Source organism: Delftia sp. (assembly GCF_059499305.1).
Map to the genome: position 1 here is coordinate 111,781 of NZ_JCABYI010000038.1, position 16,784 is coordinate 128,564.

18 protein-coding genes and 1 tRNA gene (1 of these 19 running past the window's edge) are annotated in these 16,784 nt (G+C 63.7%); 10 read left to right on the forward strand and 9 right to left on the reverse strand.

The window, feature by feature from the left end; translation table 11 throughout:
* A tRNA-Asn gene (locus AC5I49_RS27255) sits at positions 1–22 on the forward strand; it begins 154 nt to the left of the window's first position.
* Positions 23–66: 44 nt separating this feature from the next.
* Here AC5I49_RS27255 and AC5I49_RS27260 read toward each other — a convergent pair.
* Entirely contained in the window at positions 67–393 is a 327-nt protein-coding gene (locus tag AC5I49_RS27260) for a hypothetical protein (protein WP_016447407.1), read from the reverse strand.
* A gap of 237 nt (positions 394–630) precedes the next feature.
* Here AC5I49_RS27260 and aat point away from each other — a divergent pair, with 237 nt between their 5' ends.
* From aat to AC5I49_RS27275, 3 genes are all read left to right on the forward strand, one after another.
* Positions 631–1,416 (forward strand): leucyl/phenylalanyl-tRNA--protein transferase, encoded by a 786-nt coding sequence (aat, locus tag AC5I49_RS27265; RefSeq protein WP_495790162.1) that lies wholly within the window; start codon positions 631–633, stop codon positions 1,414–1,416.
* Complete coding sequence (locus AC5I49_RS27270) at positions 1,413–2,162, forward strand: arginyltransferase (RefSeq protein WP_495790163.1); 750 nt, start codon at positions 1,413–1,415, stop codon at positions 2,160–2,162. Before aat ends, AC5I49_RS27270 begins: the two co-directional genes overlap by 4 nt.
* A gap of 127 nt (positions 2,163–2,289) precedes the next feature.
* Positions 2,290–3,114 carry an IclR family transcriptional regulator gene (locus AC5I49_RS27275; protein WP_016447410.1) on the forward strand — a complete coding sequence of 275 codons (825 nt, stop codon included), beginning with the start codon at positions 2,290–2,292 and terminating at the stop codon, positions 3,112–3,114.
* Positions 3,115–3,202: 88 nt separating this feature from the next.
* Here AC5I49_RS27275 and AC5I49_RS27280 read toward each other — a convergent pair whose 3' ends face one another.
* The 7 genes from AC5I49_RS27280 to AC5I49_RS27310 all read right to left on the reverse strand — a co-directional run bounded on the left by AC5I49_RS27280 (position 3,203) and on the right by AC5I49_RS27310 (position 12,530).
* The gene (locus tag AC5I49_RS27280; RefSeq protein ID WP_016447411.1) at positions 3,203–4,300 is read right to left on the reverse strand and encodes a serine hydrolase; all 1,098 of its coding nucleotides are present in this window, start codon (positions 4,298–4,300) and stop codon (positions 3,203–3,205) included.
* A 119-nt stretch (positions 4,301–4,419) separates the two neighbouring features.
* Positions 4,420–5,958, reverse strand: coding sequence for a 2-isopropylmalate synthase (locus AC5I49_RS27285; RefSeq protein ID WP_016447412.1), 1,539 nt, complete (start codon positions 5,956–5,958; stop codon positions 4,420–4,422).
* Between the two features lie 98 nt (positions 5,959–6,056).
* Positions 6,057–7,742: a 2-isopropylmalate synthase gene (leuA, locus tag AC5I49_RS27290; RefSeq protein ID WP_203400596.1), complete on the reverse strand. Its 1,686-nt coding sequence runs from the start codon at positions 7,740–7,742 to the stop codon at positions 6,057–6,059.
* Positions 7,743–7,968: 226 nt separating this feature from the next.
* Positions 7,969–8,802, reverse strand: a complete 834-nt coding sequence (gene pssA, locus AC5I49_RS27295) for a CDP-diacylglycerol--serine O-phosphatidyltransferase (RefSeq protein WP_012206663.1) — start codon at positions 8,800–8,802, stop codon at positions 7,969–7,971.
* 210 nt (positions 8,803–9,012) lie between these two features.
* Entirely contained in the window at positions 9,013–10,029 is a 1,017-nt protein-coding gene (gene ilvC, locus AC5I49_RS27300; protein WP_016447414.1) for a ketol-acid reductoisomerase, read from the reverse strand.
* Positions 10,030–10,102: 73 nt separating this feature from the next.
* Positions 10,103–10,594, reverse strand: a complete 492-nt coding sequence (ilvN, locus tag AC5I49_RS27305) for an acetolactate synthase small subunit (protein ID WP_012206665.1) — start codon at positions 10,592–10,594, stop codon at positions 10,103–10,105.
* A gap of 154 nt (positions 10,595–10,748) precedes the next feature.
* Positions 10,749–12,530: an acetolactate synthase 3 catalytic subunit gene (locus AC5I49_RS27310; protein WP_016447415.1), complete on the reverse strand. Its 1,782-nt coding sequence runs from the start codon at positions 12,528–12,530 to the stop codon at positions 10,749–10,751.
* Positions 12,531–12,806: 276 nt separating this feature from the next.
* Here AC5I49_RS27310 and AC5I49_RS27315 point away from each other — a divergent pair, with 276 nt between their 5' ends.
* The 6 genes from AC5I49_RS27315 to AC5I49_RS27340 are packed head-to-tail and all read left to right on the forward strand — an operon-like array spanning position 12,807 to position 16,313.
* Positions 12,807–13,379 carry an RNA polymerase sigma factor gene (locus AC5I49_RS27315; protein WP_016447416.1) on the forward strand — a complete coding sequence of 191 codons (573 nt, stop codon included), beginning with the start codon at positions 12,807–12,809 and terminating at the stop codon, positions 13,377–13,379.
* Positions 13,376–13,834 (forward strand): DUF3619 family protein, encoded by a 459-nt coding sequence (locus tag AC5I49_RS27320; protein ID WP_016447417.1) that lies wholly within the window; start codon positions 13,376–13,378, stop codon positions 13,832–13,834. Before AC5I49_RS27315 ends, AC5I49_RS27320 begins: the two co-directional genes overlap by 4 nt.
* Positions 13,835–13,854: 20 nt before the next feature.
* Positions 13,855–14,706, forward strand: coding sequence for a DUF3106 domain-containing protein (locus tag AC5I49_RS27325; RefSeq protein WP_016451365.1), 852 nt, complete (start codon positions 13,855–13,857; stop codon positions 14,704–14,706).
* A gap of 22 nt (positions 14,707–14,728) precedes the next feature.
* Positions 14,729–15,271, forward strand: coding sequence for an RDD family protein (locus AC5I49_RS27330; protein ID WP_016447419.1), 543 nt, complete (start codon positions 14,729–14,731; stop codon positions 15,269–15,271).
* Positions 15,272–15,309: 38 nt separating this feature from the next.
* Positions 15,310–15,723, forward strand: a complete 414-nt coding sequence (locus tag AC5I49_RS27335) for a diacylglycerol kinase (RefSeq protein WP_495790164.1) — start codon at positions 15,310–15,312, stop codon at positions 15,721–15,723.
* Entirely contained in the window at positions 15,720–16,313 is a 594-nt protein-coding gene (locus tag AC5I49_RS27340) for an LOG family protein (RefSeq protein WP_016447421.1), read from the forward strand. The genes AC5I49_RS27335 and AC5I49_RS27340 overlap by 4 nt, the downstream gene beginning before the upstream one ends.
* Positions 16,314–16,401: 88 nt before the next feature.
* Here the strand turns inward: AC5I49_RS27340 and AC5I49_RS27345 are convergent, their stop codons facing one another.
* Positions 16,402–16,740 carry a P-II family nitrogen regulator gene (locus tag AC5I49_RS27345; RefSeq protein WP_012206673.1) on the reverse strand — a complete coding sequence of 113 codons (339 nt, stop codon included), beginning with the start codon at positions 16,738–16,740 and terminating at the stop codon, positions 16,402–16,404.
* Positions 16,741–16,784: the final 44 nt, after the last annotated feature.

Genomic DNA, 16,784 nt, shown 5'->3' on the forward strand with positions numbered 1-16,784 from the left:
TCGAGCCCAGGTTGAGGAGCCAGATGAAAAGCCCGCATGCCAGCGCATGCGGGCTTTTTTGTTTGCTCAGGCTGCGCGCACCATGCCGACAGTCGGCGTGCTCGGCGCTGCGGCAGGGGCGGCCGACTCCACGGTGACAGGCTTGCCGTGCTTGGCATGTGCGCGACGCGCACCGTGCGCAGCGCGCGCTTGCTCCACGCCCTCTTCCCATGCACGCAGCTCTTCTTCCAGCCGCGCAGCCCGCTCCGCATACATGTCCGCAGAGGACTTGTAGTATTCGGCAGCAATGGTGTGCTCCAGCATCGCCATGCGTGCCTCCTGCAGGTAGGCCCGGGTGCGACGGATATAGCGCGGCTCGGCAAGGCTTGCGCCAAAGATTTTGCTGAAAAACATCGCTCATCCTCCTTCGATGTCTTCGCAGCGAAAGCCATGCATCCGCAAGAAGACAAGCCCAGGATAGCCAACCCGGCCTGGCGGCGCTGTCCCCTGGCGGGACAAGGCCGCGTAGGAGGTTCACTTACCCCGGCCAGGCGATGCTCTCGCATCCACGCAACCCTCTTCACCATGGTTTGTGCAAGACTGCGGCTGCAGAGAAGCACGAATCCATTATTTTTCAGTCCGCACCCGATCATGTCCCACCCCCTCCCATGGCTCATTCCCCACCAGGCCTTCCCTCCTGTGGAAACGGCATGGGGCCCCAACGACCCGATTCCGGGCCTGCTGGCCGCAGGCGGCACGCTGGATGCGGCGCACCTGCGCATCGCCTACAGCCAGGGCATTTTTCCCTGGTTCAGCGAAGGCCAGCCCACGCTATGGTGGTCGCCCGATCCACGCATGGTGCTGCAGACATCGCAGTTCCGGCTGCACCGCAGCCTGCGCAAGACATTGCAGCGCTTTCGCTCCACCGCCGGCTGCGAGATCCGCATCGACAGCGCTTTCGAGGCCGTGATGCAGCACTGCGCCCAAACGGTGCGCCGTGATCAGGATGGCACCTGGATCGTGCAGGAAATTCTCGATGCCTATACCGAACTGCACCGCCAGGGTGCAGCCCACAGCGTGGAAACCTGGATCGACGGGCGCCTGGTGGGCGGCCTGTACTGCGTGGCGCTGGGCCGCGCCGTATTCGGCGAGTCCATGTTCGCGCATGCCACAGACGCATCCAAGATCGCACTGTCGGCACTGGTGGCGCTGTGCCGGCACCAAGGCGCCGCGCAAATCGATTGCCAGCAGGCCACGCAGCACCTGGCTTCGCTGGGCGCGCGCGAGATGCCCCGCTCCCAGTTCCTGCGCACCGTGGCAGAGCAAAGCCAGCTGCCGCCCATGCACTGGCAATTCGAAAACGTATACTGGAACGAGTTGATGCCGCCGTCCGGTGACGCCGGCAGCACATCACCGGCTGCCGCCAGCACACCATGACGCACCCGAACGATCTTCCGCTGCAGGCCCTGCAGTTCTACGCCACAGCCGCCTATCCCTGCAGCTACCTGGATGGCCGGCTGGCGCGTTCGCAAGTGGCCACGCCCAGCCACCTGATCCAGAACAGCGCCTATTCGGAGCTGGTCTCCCTGGGGTTTCGCCGCAGCGGAATGTTCACCTACCGGCCGTATTGCGATGGTTGCCGGGCCTGCGTGCCCATGCGCATCCTGGTCCACGATTTCCGCCCGGACCGCAGCCAGCGCCGCGCCGCCGTGCGCCACGCCGATCTCACGGCATCGATCCAGCGCCTGCATTACTCGAACGAGCATTACCAGCTGTACCTGCGCTACCAGCAAAGCCGTCACAGCGGCGGCGGCATGGACCACGACAGCGTGGACCAGTACACGCAGTTCCTGCTGCAAAGCCGCGTCAACTCACGGCTTGTGGAGTTCCGCGCACCGGCGGCCGACGGCGCAGTCGGCAGGCTGAAGATGGTCTCCATCCTCGATGTGCTGGAAGACGGGCTGTCCGCCGTCTACACCTTCTACGAGCCCGATGACCAGGCCAGCTACGGCACGTTCAACGTGCTGTGGCAGATCGATCAGGCACGCTCCATGAGCCTGCCCTATGTCTATCTGGGCTACTGGATCGTCGACAGCCAGAAGATGAATTACAAGGCGCGCTTTCTTCCCCATGAAGTGCGCGTGGACGAGCGCTGGCAGCGCGTGGATCAGTTGCCACGCTGATATGGCGCCACCGCGCCCCTTTCAGCGACATTTCTTATGCACATGGCCGCTGTTTGCAGGCGGCACATATGCCGCCAAGCCATGCCCGCCGCTAGAATGACCGAATCCCGAAATCCCCTTGCGCCTCATGAAAAAAGACGATAACGCGGCCTCGCCCAAGCCCAGCGTCCAGGTCCTGGAACGCATGTTCACGTTGATCGACGTGTTGGCCTCGCGTGAGGAAGCGGTATCGCTCAAGGAGATCAGCGAGCGCACCGGCCTGCACCCCTCCACCACGCACCGCATTCTCAACGACCTGGCCATCGGCCGCTTCGTCGACCGCCCCGAATCGGGCAGCTACCGGCTGGGCATGCGTTTCCTGGAGCTGGGCAACCTGGTCAAGGCCCGCCTGAGCGTGCGGGAAGCAGCCCTGATTCCCATGCGCCAGCTGCACAAGCAGATCCAGCAGCCGGTCAGCCTCAGCGTGCGCCAGGGCGATGAAATCGTCTATGTGGAACGCGCCTACAGCGAGCGCTCGGGCATGCAGGTGGTGCGCGCCATCGGCGGCCATGCGCCGCTGCACCTCACATCCAATGGCAAGCTGTTTCTGGCGGCCGATGATGCGCAGCAGGTGCGCGCCTACGCCACACGAACCGGCCTTCCCGGCAAGACGCACTTCAGCATCACGCGGCTTGCCGACATGGAAAACGAGCTGGACAAGGTACGCCACCATGGCGTCGCCCGCGACAACGAGGAGCTGGAGCTGGGTGTGCGCTGCATGGCCGCCGGCATCTATGACGACCAGGGCAAGCTGGTGGCCGGCCTGTCCATCTCCGCTCCCGCCGACCGGCTGGACGAAAGCTGGTTGTCCAAGCTCCAGGCCACCGCGCAGGAGATCTCGGGCGCCCTGGGCTTCAATGCGGTCCGCCCTGCAGCCCCGCCCCCCAATCCCTACGCGCGCAGCAGCCACTGATCTGCAAGCAGCCATCCGCAAGCAGCAAGACCGGTCATCAAAAACAACAAAGGCGCCCAGGGCGCCTTTGTTGTTGAGGGGAAGAAACTCAGCCCTTGACCTTGTGGATCATGGAATCGCCGGCCACCTGCCCCATGGATTCCACCCAGTGGCGTACGCGCTCGGCATCGCCCAGGCGGCTGAACTTTCCGGCGGAGTCCAGGAAGACCATGATGATCTTGCGGCCAGCCACCTGCGCCTGCATGACCAGGCAACGACCCGCTTCGGAGATGTAGCCGGTCTTTTGCAGGCCGATATCCCAGGTCGGGCTCAGCACCAGGCGGTTGGTGTTGTTGTACTGCAGCGTGCGGCGGCCCACGGCCACTTCATAGCCGGGCGAAGTGGTGTACTCACGCACCAGCGGATCACTGTGCGCCACATTCACGAGCACGGCCAGATCACGGGCGCTGGACTGGTTGCGGCTGGACAGCCCGGTGGGCTCCACGTAACGGGTATCGGTCATGCCCAGCAGGCGCGCCTTGGCATTCATCTGCTGGACGAAGGCATCCAGGCCACCTGGGAAGGTGCGACCCAGCGCATGGGCAGCACGGTTTTCGCTGGACATCAGGGCCAGGTGCAGCATTTCGGCACGGGTGAGCGTGGTGCCCACGGCCAGGCGCGAACTGCTGCCCTTTTCGGTATCCACATCATCCTGCGTGATGGTGATGGATTCATCCATGGGCAGATGGGCCTGGGAAATCAGCAGACCCGTCATCAGCTTGGTCAGCGAGGCGATGGGCAGCACGGCATGGTCGTTCTTGCTGAGCAGCACTTCGTGGGTGTCCTGGTCCATGACCAGGGCCACGCTGCTCTTGAGATCAAGAGGATCGGCCACTGCATGCAGCCCGGCCATCTGCCCGAACGACAGGCGTGGCTCGTAGGCAACGGCACGAATGGGGCTGGCAGCGCTGCGGGCGGCCACGCGGCTGGGCTGGCGCGCGCTCTTGGCAACGCGCTTGCCCTGGGGAGCCGCCGTGGCGCGCTCCTTCACGGCCTTCTTCTTGACAGGGGCCACGGCCACCTGTTTCTTGGCAACTTTCTTGGCCGGTGCGGCATGCGCGCCCGGGGCAGTGAGAGCACAACTCAGGGCCAGCAACGAGAGAACCTGAGCAAATCGACCGAGGCGGGCACGGCGTAGGGTGGGCATGAGAAATGCTCCAAGCAGCAAGAATTTGTGACTAGACCTTACATTAATCGAAAAAGTCGCACTGTGACAATAACTTGTGCGACTTTTCGATAATTTAAATGAAATTATAAGGCGAGTGCTTACCCCTGCGCAGCCACGACCTCTGCATTGCTGTGTAATTTGTTCAACGCGCTCAGATAGGCCTTGGCCGAGGCCACGACGATGTCCGGGTCCGCTCCCACGCCGTTGACCACGCGCCCGCTGCGCTGCAGGCGAACGGTCACTTCGCCCTGGCTCTCGGTGGAGCCGCTGATGGCGTTGACCGAGTACAGCAGCATCTCGGCACCGCTCTTCACCTCGGACTCGATGGCCTTGAACGAGGCATCGACCGGGCCATTGCCGTCGGACTGGGCCTTGATCTCACGGCCATCGCGGCTGAACACCACCGACGCGTGTGGGCGCTCACCCGTTTCGCTTTGCTGGGCCAGCGAGATGAACTGGAAGGGATCGGCCTGCTGATGCGCATCCTGCTCGGTCACCAGGGCCAGGATGTCCTCGTCGAAGATTTCACTCTTGCGGTCGGCCAGTTCCTTGAAGGCCGCAAAGGCAGTGTTGATCGCGGCCTCGCTGTCGAGTTCCACGCCCAGCTCCTGCAGGCGCTGCTTGAAGGCATTGCGGCCGCTGAGCTTGCCCAGCACGATCTTGTTGGCGCTCCAGCCCACATCCTCGGCACGCATGATTTCGTAGGTGTCGCGCGCCTTGAGCACGCCATCCTGATGGATGCCCGAGGCGTGGGCGAAGGCGTTGGCGCCCACGACGGCCTTGTTGGGCTGCACCACGAAGCCTGTGGTCTGGCTGACCATGCGGCTGGCAGCCACGATGTGCTGGGCGTCGATGTTGACGTCAAGGCCGAAGTAGTCCTTGCGCGTCTTGATGGCCATCACCACCTCCTCGAGCGAGCAGTTGCCCGCGCGTTCGCCCAGGCCGTTGATGGTGCACTCGATCTGGCGCGCCCCGCCAAGCTTGACGCCGGCCAGCGAGTTGGCCACGGCCATGCCCAGGTCGTTGTGGCAATGCACGCTCCAGACGGCCTTGTCGCTGTTGGGCACGCGCTCGCGCAGGTTCTTGATGAAGGCGCCGTACAGCTCCGGAATGGCGTAGCCCACGGTGTCGGGCACGTTGATGGTGGTCGCGCCTTCGGCAATCACCGTCTCGATGACGCGGCACAGAAAGTCCGGGTCGCTGCGGTAGCCGTCTTCGGGGCTGAACTCGATGTCGGCGATCAGGTTGCGCGCAAATCGCACCGACTGGCGCGCCTGCTCCAGCACCTGCTCGGGCGTCATGCGCAGCTTTTTCTCCATGTGCAGCGCACTGGTGGCGATGAAGGTGTGGATGCGCGCGCGGCTGGCGTCCTTCAGAGCCTCGGCCGCACGGGCGATGTCGCGGTCATTGGCACGGGCCAGCGAGCAGATGGTGGAGTCCTTGATGGCGCGCGCAATGGCCTGCACCGACTCGAAGTCGCCATTGGAACTCGCCGCAAAACCGGCCTCGATCACATCGACCTTCAGCCGCTCGAGCTGGCGCGCGATGCGCAGCTTTTCGTCGCGGGTCATGGAGGCACCGGGCGACTGCTCGCCGTCACGCAAGGTGGTGTCGAAAATGATCAATTGGTCGGTCATGGGAGTCTCGTCTTTCTTGTGGATGCGAATCTCCTGCCCACGGGCAGGTGATGAAAAAAGCCGGTGCGCTTGTGGCTGCACCGGCTAGGCAATGGAATTTAAGCGGCAACCGCCTCCTGCACCGTCACCTTCTCGGCAGAGGGCACGCGCTGCAAGCCCGACATGATGGCCCGGAACGAAGCGGAGACGATATTCGCATCAACCCCGACGCCGTAGCACACGTGCAACTCGTCCACGCGCAGTTCCACGTAGGCAATGGCCTTGGCATTGGCACCCTCGCCGATGGCATGCTCGTTGTAGTCCAGCACGCGCACGGTCCGGCCGCTGTGCTCGCTCAGCGCCTGCACGAAGGCATCGATGGGCCCCGTGCCTTGCGCCTCGACCGTGCGCTTGCCGCCGTCAACGGACAGATCGGCCGACAGGCTGACCACGCCGTCGTTCTCGCTCAGGCGGTAATGCGGGGCCTGTACGGATTGCAGGCCGTACTCGCGCTGGAACAGCGCCCACAGGTCGGCCGCGGCCAGCTCCTTGCCGCTGGCGTCCATCTCGCGCTGCACCACCTGGCTGAACTCGATCTGCAGGCGGCGCGGCAACTGGAGGCCATACTCGCTTTCAAGCAGATAGGCGATGCCGCCCTTGCCGGACTGGCTGTTGACGCGGATCACGGCCTCGTAGCTGCGGCCCAGGTCCTTGGGGTCGATGGGCAGATAGGGCATGTCCCAGATGTCGCCGTCCTTGCGATCGGCGAAGGCCTTCTTGATGGCATCCTGGTGCGAGCCCGAGAACGAGGTGTAGACCAGATCGCCCACATAGGGATGGCGCGGATGCACGGGCAGCTGGTTGCAATGCTCGACCGTGCTGCGGATGCCGTCGATATCGGAGAAATCCAGGCCAGGAGACACGCCCTGGATGTACATGTTCAACGCCACGTTGACCACATCGAGGTTGCCCGTGCGCTCGCCATTGCCGAACAGGCAGCCTTCAAGGCGGTCCGCACCGGCCATCAACGCCAGCTCGGCCGTGGCCGTGCCCGTGCCGCGGTCATTGTGCGGATGCACGGACAGCACGATGGAGTCGCGGCGCTGGATGTGGCGATGCGTCCACTCCACCATGTCGGCGAAGATGTTGGGCGTGGAGTGCTCCACGGTGGTGGGCAGGTTGATGATGCACTTGCGCTCGGGCGTGGGCTGCCATACATCGGTGACGGCATCGATGACGCGCTTGGAAAACTCCAGCTCGGTGTCCGAATACATCTCGGGCGAGTACTGGAAGGTCCACTGCGTCTGGGGATAGCCGGCAGCGATCTCGTTGAACATGCGGGCATTGGTGGTGGCCAGCTCGACGATCTCGTCCTCGCTCATGTTCAATACCACGCGGCGCATCACGGGCGCGGTGGCGTTGTAGAGGTGGACGATGGCCCGGGGCACGCCTTCGAGCGCCTCGAAGGTACGGCGGATGAGGTGCTCACGGGCCTGGGTCAGCACCTGGACGGTCACGTCATCGGGAATGCGGTTTTCCTCGATGAGCTTGCGCATGAAGTCGAACTCGACCTGGGACGCGGAAGGAAAGCCGACCTCGATTTCCTTGAAGCCGATCTTCACCAGCTGCTCGAACATGCGCATCTTGCGATCGATGTCCATGGGCTCGATCAGCGCCTGGTTGCCATCGCGCAGGTCCACGCTGCACCAGACCGGGGCCTGAGTGATCACCGCATCGGGCCAGCGACGGTCTTGCAGGCGGACCGGAGCGAACGGACGGTACTTGGTCGAAGGGTTTTGCAACATGGCTGAAGTGCTTTCTATCGTCTAGGTAAAAACAAGACCCACCTGCTCCAGCGACCCCACAAACGCAAAACGGCCCGTCGCTGGTGCAAACGGGCCGTGAAAGTAGGAATGTACGCGCGCGCTACTGTCTCTGCCCGTGGGACATCAGTAGTAGAGCTAGCGACAGGTATTGCATGCGGGTCACTTTAGCACAGGTTCTCAGGCGCTGTGAAGATGCTGCGGCGCATCATTTGTGCAGGCCGCGCTCTTCAGGCTCATCGGTCGAGGTGCTGATGACGCTGGTGCGCTGGCCCTTGGCCTTGCGCCATGCATAGACGCCGTAGCCCGAGAAACCGTAGAGCAGGAACACGCCGAACAGCACGATGGGCGGATGGATATTGATGATGGCGATGCCCAGGGCGATCAGCACGATGGCCGCAAAGGGCACGCTCTTCTTGAAATGCACGTCCTTGAAGCTGTAGAAAGGCACGTTGGTGACCATGGTCAGGCCCGCGTACAGCGTCAGGAAGAACATGATCCAGGTGATCTGCGTCCAGCTCAGCCAGGCATCCTGGCCGCGCAGCAGGCCCGCCTCGTCCAGCAGCCAGATGAAGCCGGTGACCAGCGCTGCAGCGGCGGGCGAAGGCAGGCCCTGGAACCAGCGCTTGTCCACGGTGCCGGTGTTGACGTTGAAGCGCGCCAGCCGCAGCGCAGCGCAGGCGCAATAGACGAAGGCTGCAATCCAGCCCCAGCGGCCAATGCCCTTGAGCGCCCACTCATAGGCGATCAAGGCGGGAGCGGCCCCGAAGGACACCATGTCCGACAGCGAGTCCATCTGTTCGCCAAAGGCGCTTTGCGTATTGGTCATGCGTGCCACGCGGCCGTCAAGACTGTCCAGCACCATGGCGCAGAACACGCCTGCGGCAGCCAGTTCAAAGCGGCCATTCATGGCCATCACGATGGCGTAGAAGCCACCGAACAGCGCAGCCAGCGTGAACAGGTTGGGCAGGATGTAGATACCCTTGCGGCGCTTGCGCACCACCACGCCTTCGATTTCGTTGGACTCATTGTGGTTTTGCATCAATCCGGCCTCCAGCACAGCGCACGCAAGCGTGAGCAGCTATTAAAACGATAGTATTCTAAGGGAGCGGACAGTGCCGCCCCGAAAGGGTCAGTGTACCTGCGCGCTGCCCCCCTTCTGTGCACGAAAAAGGCCACCCGTCGGGGTGGCCTTGTCCTGCACCTTGCGTAGGCCGCATGCGCGACCCATGCAAGATGGAATGCAGCAATCTCAGTTGCGGCTCTGGTCAACCAGCTTGTTCTTGGAGATCCAGGGCATCATGGCGCGCAGCTGACCGCCCACCTTTTCGATGGCGTGTTCGGCGTTCATGCGGCGGCGGGCCGTCATGCTCGGGTAGTTGGTGCGGCCTTCCTGGATGAACATCTTGGCGTATTCGCCGGTCTGGATGCGCTTGAGGGCAGCACGCATGGCTTCGCGCGACTTGTCGTTGATGACTTCTGTACCCGTCACGTACTCGCCGTATTCGGCGTTGTTCGAGATCGAGTAGTTCATGTTGGCGATGCCGCCTTCGTACATCAGGTCCACGATGAGCTTGAGCTCATGCAGGCACTCGAAGTAGGCCATTTCGGGAGCGTAGCCGGCTTCGGTCAGGGTCTCGAAGCCCATCTTCACCAGTTCCACCGCGCCGCCGCACAGAACGGCCTGCTCGCCGAACAGGTCGGTCTCGGTTTCTTCCTTGAAGTTGGTTTCGATGATGCCGCCCTTGCCGCCACCGTTGGCCATGGCATAGGACAGGGCCAGGTCACGGGCCTTGCCGGACTTGTCCTGGTACACGGCGATCAGCGAAGGCACGCCGCCGCCCTTGAGGTATTCGGAGCGCACGGTGTGGCCAGGGCCCTTGGGGGCGACCATGATCACGTCCAGATCGGCGCGCGGCACAACCTGGTTGTAGTGGATGTTGAAGCCGTGGGCAAAGGCCAGCGTGGCGCCTTGCTTGATGTTGGGGGCCACGTTGTTGGTGTAAACCTCGGGGATGTTCTCATCCGGCAGCAGGATCATGACCAGATCGGCGGCCTTCACGGCGTCGTCGACTTCAGCGACGGTCAGGCCAGCCTTGGCGACCTTGTCCCAGGAAGCGCCGCCCTTGCGCAGGCCGACCACGACCTTCACGCCGCTTTCGTTCAGGTTTTGAGCGTGTGCGTGGCCCTGGCTGCCGTAGCCGATGATGGCAACGGTCTTGCCCTTGATCAGGCTCAGGTCACAGTCCTTGTCGTAGAAAACTTTCATGTTGGCTCCAGGCTTCGTGTGTGTGTAGGGGTTGAAAGGGGAAGGGGACAGGTTTCAGGTGCGTTGCAGCGCATCAAACGCGCAGAATGCGTTCGCCGCGGCCGATGCCGCAGGAGCCGGTACGCACGGTTTCCAGAATGGCCGTGCGGTCCAGCGCCTGCAGGAAGGCGTCGTTCTTGGATTGGTCGCCGGTCAGCTCGACCGTGTAGCTCTTTTCGGTCACGTCGATGATGCGACCGCGGAAGATGTCGGCCATGCGCTTCATCTCCTCGCGTTCCTTGCCCACGGCGCGGACCTTGACCATCATGAGCTCGCGCTCGGTATAGGAGCCTTCCGTCAGGTCCACGACCTTGACGACCTCGATCAGGCGGTTCAGGTGCTTGGTGATCTGCTCGATCACGTCTTCGGAGCCATTCGTCTGAATGGTCATGCGTGACAGCGATGCGTCTTCCGTGGGAGCCACGGTCAGCGATTCGATGTTGTAGCCGCGGGCCGAGAACAGGCCCACCACGCGCGACAAGGCTCCCGGCTCGTTTTCGAGCAGCACGGCAATGATGTGTTTCATGAAAGAAAGATTCCTCTTTTCGCTGCCCTCCCCCGGCGCCGGTAAACGTCGGGCTTGGCAGGCAATAGATTCGTCAAGGGGTTGCCGCCTTGAAGGCGGCTACTGAAGAAGATGCGGCAGGAGCAGGCCCTGGCGAACCCGGCCAAGGGTTCGCTCAGAGGTCGTCAGCTCCCAGCAGCATCTCGGTGATCCCACGGCCGGCCTGCACCATGGGGAACACATTCTCGGTGGGATCGGTGCGGAAGTCCATGAACACCGTCCGATCCTTGAGCTTGCGGGCCTCGCGCAGGGCGGGCTCCACGTCCTCGGGGCGCTCGATCAGCATGCCCACGTGGCCATAGGCCTCGGCCAGCTTCACGAAGTTGGGCAGCGAGTCCATGTAGCTGCTGCTATAGCGGCCCGAGTACTCGATCTCCTGCCACTGGCGCACCATGCCCAGGTAGCGGTTGTTCAGCGACACCACCTTGACCGGCGTGTTGTACTGCAGGCAGGTGGCCAGCTCCTGGATGTTCATCTGGATGGAGCCTTCGCCCGTGATGCAGAACACCTCGGATTCAGGCTTGGCCAGCTTGATGCCCATGGCGTAGGGCAGGCCCACACCCATGGTGCCCAGGCCGCCGGAGTTGATCCAGCGGCGCGGCTCGTCGAAGCGGTAGTACTGCGCGGCCCACATCTGGTGCTGGCCCACGTCGGACGTGATGTAGGCATCGGCGTCGCGGGTCATGTTCCACAGCGTCTCCACCACGTACTGGGGCTTGATGACCGAGCCGTCGCCACGGCTGTACTGCAGGCAGTCGCGGCTGCGCCAGCCTTCGATGGTCTCCCACCACTGGCCCAGGGCCGCAGCGTCGGGACGGGCGCTGGCCTCGCGGATCATCGAGATCAGCTCGGTCAGCACTTCCTTGACGTCGCCCACGATGGGCACGTCCACCTTCACGCGCTTGGAGATGGAGGAGGGATCGATGTCGATATGGATGATCTTGCGCTCCACCGACATGAAATGCTTGGGGTTGCCGATCACCCGGTCGTCAAAGCGCGCACCCACGGCCAGCAGCACATCGCAGTTCTGCATGGCGTTGTTGGCTTCGATGGTGCCGTGCATGCCCAGCATGCCCAGGAACTTGCGGTCGCTGGCCGGATAGGCACCCAGGCCCAGCAGCGTATGCGTGACCGGGTAGCCCAGCATGTCGACCAGGGTGCGCAGCTCGTTGCAGGCATTGCCCAGCAGCACGCCGCCACCCGTGTAGATATAGGGACGCTTGGCAGCCAGCAGCAACTGCAGCGCCTTGCGGATCTGGCCGGCATGGCCCTTGCGCACCGGGTTGTAGGAGCGCATCTCCACCTTTTCGGGGTAACCGGTGTAGAGAGCCTTCTTGAAGGACACATCCTTGGGGATGTCCACCACCACGGGGCCGGGGCGGCCGGTGCGCGCAATGTGGAAGGCCTTCTTCATGGTGTCCGCCAGCTCGCGCACATCCTTGACCAGGAAGTTGTGCTTGACGATGGGGCGGGTGATGCCGACGGTGTCGCACTCCTGGAATGCATCGGTGCCGATGTAGGCCGTCGAGGTCTGGCCGCTGATCACGACCAGGGGAATGGAATCGGTGTAGGCGGTGGCAATGCCGGTGACGGCGTTGGTCAGGCCGGGACCCGAGGTCACCAGGGCCACGCCGACTTCACCCGTGGCACGGGCAAAGCCGTCTGCCGCATGCACAGCCGCCTGCTCGTGGCGCACCAGCACATGCTGAATGGTGTCTTGCTTGTAGAGGGCGTCGTAGATGTACAGGACCGCACCGCCCGGATAGCCCCAAAGCTGCTTGACGCCTTCGGCCTGCAGGGACTTGACGAGGATCTCGGAGCCCATCAGCTCCTGGGATGCATGGGACTGCGACGCCGCTGCTGCCGCGCTGGAGTACTCGGCTTTGGAAATTTCCATGATCAACCTTTGTGAATTTCTCTAACGAAAAACCTTGGGTGCCCCTTGCCTGAAGCCCTTGTGAGGCCGGTGCGGGACTTAGGACCAACAGACATGGGCGAGTGAGTAAACGCCGGACCGTGACCCGTTTGCCTTTTTGAATTGCAGCAGACATTATCGCACTGCAACAAGCCTGTGCGCCATCGTGCGAAAAAAATTGACACTGCGGTGCGATAATCGGGTCCCGCGTCCGTTCAGCCCCCCTCAACGAGCCCCTCATCCGGGCCTGCGTTCCTTTTGGCAACCGAGCAAGAACTATCCGACTTCCTCAAAAGCGTAGAAAAGCGTGCCTTCAAGCGCAGCTTTTTCCACGTCCGGGACGAGGAGGCGGCGCTGGACATCGTGCAGGACAGCATGCTCAAGCTGGCGCAGCACTATGGCGACAAGCCCATCACCGAGCTGCCCATGCTCTTCCAGCGCATCCTGTCCAACAGCACCCTGGACTGGTTTCGCAGGCAAAAGACGCAGAACGCCCTCTTCACCCGCATGAGCGATCTGGAGGCCTCGGCCGGCGACGATGCGGACTTCGACTGGCTCGAGACCTACGCCGACTCCGCACAGAACGGCGAAACCGCCCGCAGCGCCGAGGATCTGACCGAGCGGGCGCAGATTTTGCAAAGCATTGAAAAAGAGATACAGGAGCTGCCGGCGCGTCAACGCGAAGCATTCCTGATGCGTTATTGGGAAGAGATGGACGTTGCGGAGACCGCTGCCGCGATGGGGTGTTCCGAAGGAAGTGTAAAAACACATTGTTTCCGCGCCATCCAGACATTGAGCAAGGCACTGAAGGCCAAAGGAATCGAGCTATGAAGACTGCGCCCACTCTCACTCTCCACAGCGAAATGGCGGCCGACCGCATCGCACGCCGGATCACCGCGCGCCTGGGTGACGGCGAGGCGTTGCTGCCATACGACATCACCGAGCGGCTGCGCGCTGGGCGCGAGCGCGCCCTGTCCGTTCGCCGGCGCGAACTGCGCGCTGCGCCCGTGCAGGCTGCCAGCGCAACCCAGGCTCAGGGTGGCGCCATGACGCTGGGCTCTGGCGACGAAGGCGGCACCTGGTGGCGCGCGCTGATCTCGGCCGTGCCGGTGCTGGCCCTCATCATTGGCCTGGTGGTCGTCAACGTGCAGACCGATCAGATTGGCCTGACCGAGGTTGCCGAGGTCGATACGGCCCTGCTGACCGATGACCTGCCCCCTGCCGCCTATGCCGACCCCGGTTTCATCCAGTACCTGAAGACTTCGGCCACCAACACGGAACGCTGATACCCGCCTTGCCTGCCTGCATGCCCACTGATTCACGCGCCGCGTTCCACCGATCACCCGCCGCCATCCTGGCGGCGGTGCTGTTGATGGCGCTGGCCTGGACCGGCTGGCGCGTCGTGCAACAGGTGCGGCTGGCGCCCAGCACGGTGTCGCCGGCCACCATTGCGGCCTCCAAGACCCTGCATGGCGACGCAGCCACGCGCCAGCGCGCCACGGCCCTGGCCTCAGGCCCACGCTGGGCCGAGCTGACGCCTGCGCAAAGCAGGGTGCTCGAGCCCCTTTCCGAGCGCTGGTCCATGATGGACGCGCTGCAAAAGCGCCGCTGGATGGCATTGGCCGAAGGCTGGGACAAGCTCAGCGAAAAGGAGCAGGAAAAGCTGCGCGACCGCATGCAGACCTGGTCCAGCCTCAGCGCCCAGCAGCGCAGCCAGGCCCGCCTGAATTTCGCCCTGACCAACCGCCTTGCCACGGACAAGCGAGCCCAGTGGGAGGCCTACCAGGCGCTCAGCGACGAAGAAAAACGCCTTCTGGCTGCACGCGCCGCGCCCAAGGTCAAGGGCGCCGCCAACGCCATACAGCCCGTGGCGCCCAAGCGTCTGGCGCGGATTCCTGCGGCCTCGGTGGCACCGGCCACCATTCCGAATCCCCCCAAGATTCCACCAGCCACCATCTACAATCCGCCGCCTCCGGTTCCACCGGTCGCGCCGCCTTCGGCCGTGGAAACCCATCCCGTGCGCCCGCCTGCGCTGGTGGAGACAGCCCCGGTGGAAGTGCCTTCGGCCACACCCATGCCCTTGCCGCCCATGGAACTGCATGACGGCGCCGAGGCCACCCCACAGCCCTCGCACGGCGAAGCAGCCCCTTCGCATTGATGCAGCGCCCCGACACGCCCGCATGACGAACGCCACCTCCCCCGCCTCCACGGCAGCCGGCTCCGCCGCCGATCCACGGATGGCCCCGCGCCTGGCCCGGCGCATGGCCTGCTGGCTATATGAGGGCATGCTGCTGTTCGGCGTGGTCTTCATCGCCGGATATCTGTTTGGCACCTTGTCTCAGACGCGCAACGCCATGGACAACCGCCATGCGCTGCAGGCCTTCATGTTCGTGGTGCTGGGCATCTATTTCGTCTGGTTCTGGTCCAAGGGGCAGACATTGGCCATGAAGACCTGGCACATCCGCCTGGTGGATGCTGCAGGCCAGCCCGTCAGCCAGCTGCGCGCCCTGCGGCGCTATGTGCTGAGCTGGATCTGGCTACTGCCACCGCTGGCGGCCTACTCCACCGGCGTGCCGGCCTTGACCACCTTGGTGCTGCTGGTGCTGTGGGTGGCACTTTGGGCCCTGCTCAGCCGCCTTCATCCGCGCCGCCAGTTCTGGCATGACGCCTGGGCCGGCACACAGCTGATCCACCAGGCCCCGCCGCCCAGGAAAAAACGCTGAGCGGCAAAGGCAGCATCGCATCTCCTACACTCCCCAGCATGCCCGCCGCTTCACCCAAGCCCAACGACAGCACGCCTGTCAATCCCCAGAAAAGCCGCACGGGCCTGAACCGTGTCTGGCACGCTGCGGGTTATTCGCTGTCCGGCCTTCGTGCCGGATGGAATGAGAAAGCCTTCCGCCAGGAAGCGCTGGCCGCCATCGTGCTGGTCCCTGCCGCTTTCTGGCTGGGACGCAGCTGGATCGAGGTCTCGCTGCTGGCGGGCACGGTCTTGCTGGTGCTGATCGTGGAATTGCTCAACAGCGGCATCGAGGCCGTGGTCGATCGCATAGGCCCCGAATGGCACGCCCTGTCCAAGCAAGCCAAGGACATGGGCAGCGCCGCCGTGCTGCTGGCGCTGCTGCTGTGCACGGGTGTCTGGCTGGCGGCTCTCTATCAACGGTTCATTGCATGACAAATCCCACGTTTTCCATTTGTGTGTATTGCGGCTCGCGCCCCGGCGACCAGCCCGGTTTCATCGAGGCCGCCCGCGCCACCGGCCGCTGGATTGGCGAGCACGGCGGCCAGTTGGTCTACGGCGGCGGGCGCAGCGGCCTGATGGGCGAGGTGGCCGAGGCCACGCGGCAGGCCGGTGGCCGCGTCGTGGGAGTGATCCCGCAGGCGCTGGTGGACAAGGAGCTGGCCAACCATGCCTGCGACGAACTGCACATCGTCCAGACCATGCACGAGCGCAAGGCCATGATGGCCGAGCGCAGCGATGCCTTCGTCGCCCTGCCCGGCGGCATAGGCACCTTCGAGGAATTGTTCGAGGTCTGGACTTGGCGCCAGCTGCGCTACCACGACAAGCCCATCGGCCTGCTCAATGTGGACGGCTACTACGACAGCATGCTGCAGTTCCTGCAGACCTGCGTGGGCCATGGCTTCATGGGCGAGTGGCAGATGGGACTGATAGAAAGCGGCAGCGACATCCCCGCACTGCTGCAATCCCTGGTGCAGAACGCGGGCACGGGCCTGGAAACGGCCCCCTTGCGCGCCGTGATCTGAAACGGAAACGGCCACCCGTTCAGGGGTGGCCGCTGGAATCCGGATGTCGAGCCCAGGGCGCCGCGTGCGCCCTGCACTGCTGCCGGGTTCAGATGGCTCCGTCGTCGAGTTCGCCGGTACGGATGCGCACCACGCGCTCCACGGCGGTGACGAAAATCTTCCCGTCACCGATCTTGCCCGTGCGGGCCACGTTGACGATGGCATCCACGCAGCGGTCCACGTCTTCCGTGCGGACTACCACCTCGATCTTCACCTTGGGCAGGAAGTCCACCACGTACTCGGCGCCACGGTAGAGCTCGGTATGGCCCTTCTGGCGACCAAAGCCCTTGACCTCGGTGACGGTCAGGCCGTTGACGCCGCAGTCGGCCAGTGCCTCGCGGACCTCTTCCAGCTTGAACGGCTTGATGATGGCGGTGATCATTTTCATGGGGTGAACTCCTCAGTGCATGCAATACGGGGCAAGACGGCTGG

What these genes read in the sequence shown, in the direction of transcription:
- AC5I49_RS27330 (WP_016447419.1), top strand. Translation starts at nt 14,729, where the DNA reads ATGACGAACGCCACCTCCCCCGCCTCCACGGCAGCCGGCTCCGCCGCC.
- AC5I49_RS27325 (WP_016451365.1), top strand. Translation starts at nt 13,855, where the DNA reads ATGCCCACTGATTCACGCGCCGCGTTCCACCGATCACCCGCCGCCATC.
- aat (WP_495790162.1), top strand. Translation starts at nt 631, where the DNA reads ATGTCCCACCCCCTCCCATGGCTCATTCCCCACCAGGCCTTCCCTCCT.
- AC5I49_RS27260 (WP_016447407.1), bottom strand. Translation starts at nt 393, where the DNA reads ATGTTTTTCAGCAAAATCTTTGGCGCAAGCCTTGCCGAGCCGCGCTAT.
- AC5I49_RS27345 (WP_012206673.1), bottom strand. Translation starts at nt 16,740, where the DNA reads ATGAAAATGATCACCGCCATCATCAAGCCGTTCAAGCTGGAAGAGGTC.
- AC5I49_RS27340 (WP_016447421.1), top strand. Translation starts at nt 15,720, where the DNA reads ATGACAAATCCCACGTTTTCCATTTGTGTGTATTGCGGCTCGCGCCCC.
- AC5I49_RS27310 (WP_016447415.1), bottom strand. Translation starts at nt 12,530, where the DNA reads ATGGAAATTTCCAAAGCCGAGTACTCCAGCGCGGCAGCAGCGGCGTCG.
- ilvC (WP_016447414.1), bottom strand. Translation starts at nt 10,029, where the DNA reads ATGAAAGTTTTCTACGACAAGGACTGTGACCTGAGCCTGATCAAGGGC.
- pssA (WP_012206663.1), bottom strand. Translation starts at nt 8,802, where the DNA reads ATGCAAAACCACAATGAGTCCAACGAAATCGAAGGCGTGGTGGTGCGC.
- AC5I49_RS27270 (WP_495790163.1), top strand. Translation starts at nt 1,413, where the DNA reads ATGACGCACCCGAACGATCTTCCGCTGCAGGCCCTGCAGTTCTACGCC.
- leuA (WP_203400596.1), bottom strand. Translation starts at nt 7,742, where the DNA reads ATGTTGCAAAACCCTTCGACCAAGTACCGTCCGTTCGCTCCGGTCCGC.
- AC5I49_RS27320 (WP_016447417.1), top strand. Translation starts at nt 13,376, where the DNA reads ATGAAGACTGCGCCCACTCTCACTCTCCACAGCGAAATGGCGGCCGAC.
- ilvN (WP_012206665.1), bottom strand. Translation starts at nt 10,594, where the DNA reads ATGAAACACATCATTGCCGTGCTGCTCGAAAACGAGCCGGGAGCCTTG.
- AC5I49_RS27275 (WP_016447410.1), top strand. Translation starts at nt 2,290, where the DNA reads ATGAAAAAAGACGATAACGCGGCCTCGCCCAAGCCCAGCGTCCAGGTC.
- AC5I49_RS27280 (WP_016447411.1), bottom strand. Translation starts at nt 4,300, where the DNA reads ATGCCCACCCTACGCCGTGCCCGCCTCGGTCGATTTGCTCAGGTTCTC.
- AC5I49_RS27285 (WP_016447412.1), bottom strand. Translation starts at nt 5,958, where the DNA reads ATGACCGACCAATTGATCATTTTCGACACCACCTTGCGTGACGGCGAG.
- AC5I49_RS27335 (WP_495790164.1), top strand. Translation starts at nt 15,310, where the DNA reads ATGCCCGCCGCTTCACCCAAGCCCAACGACAGCACGCCTGTCAATCCC.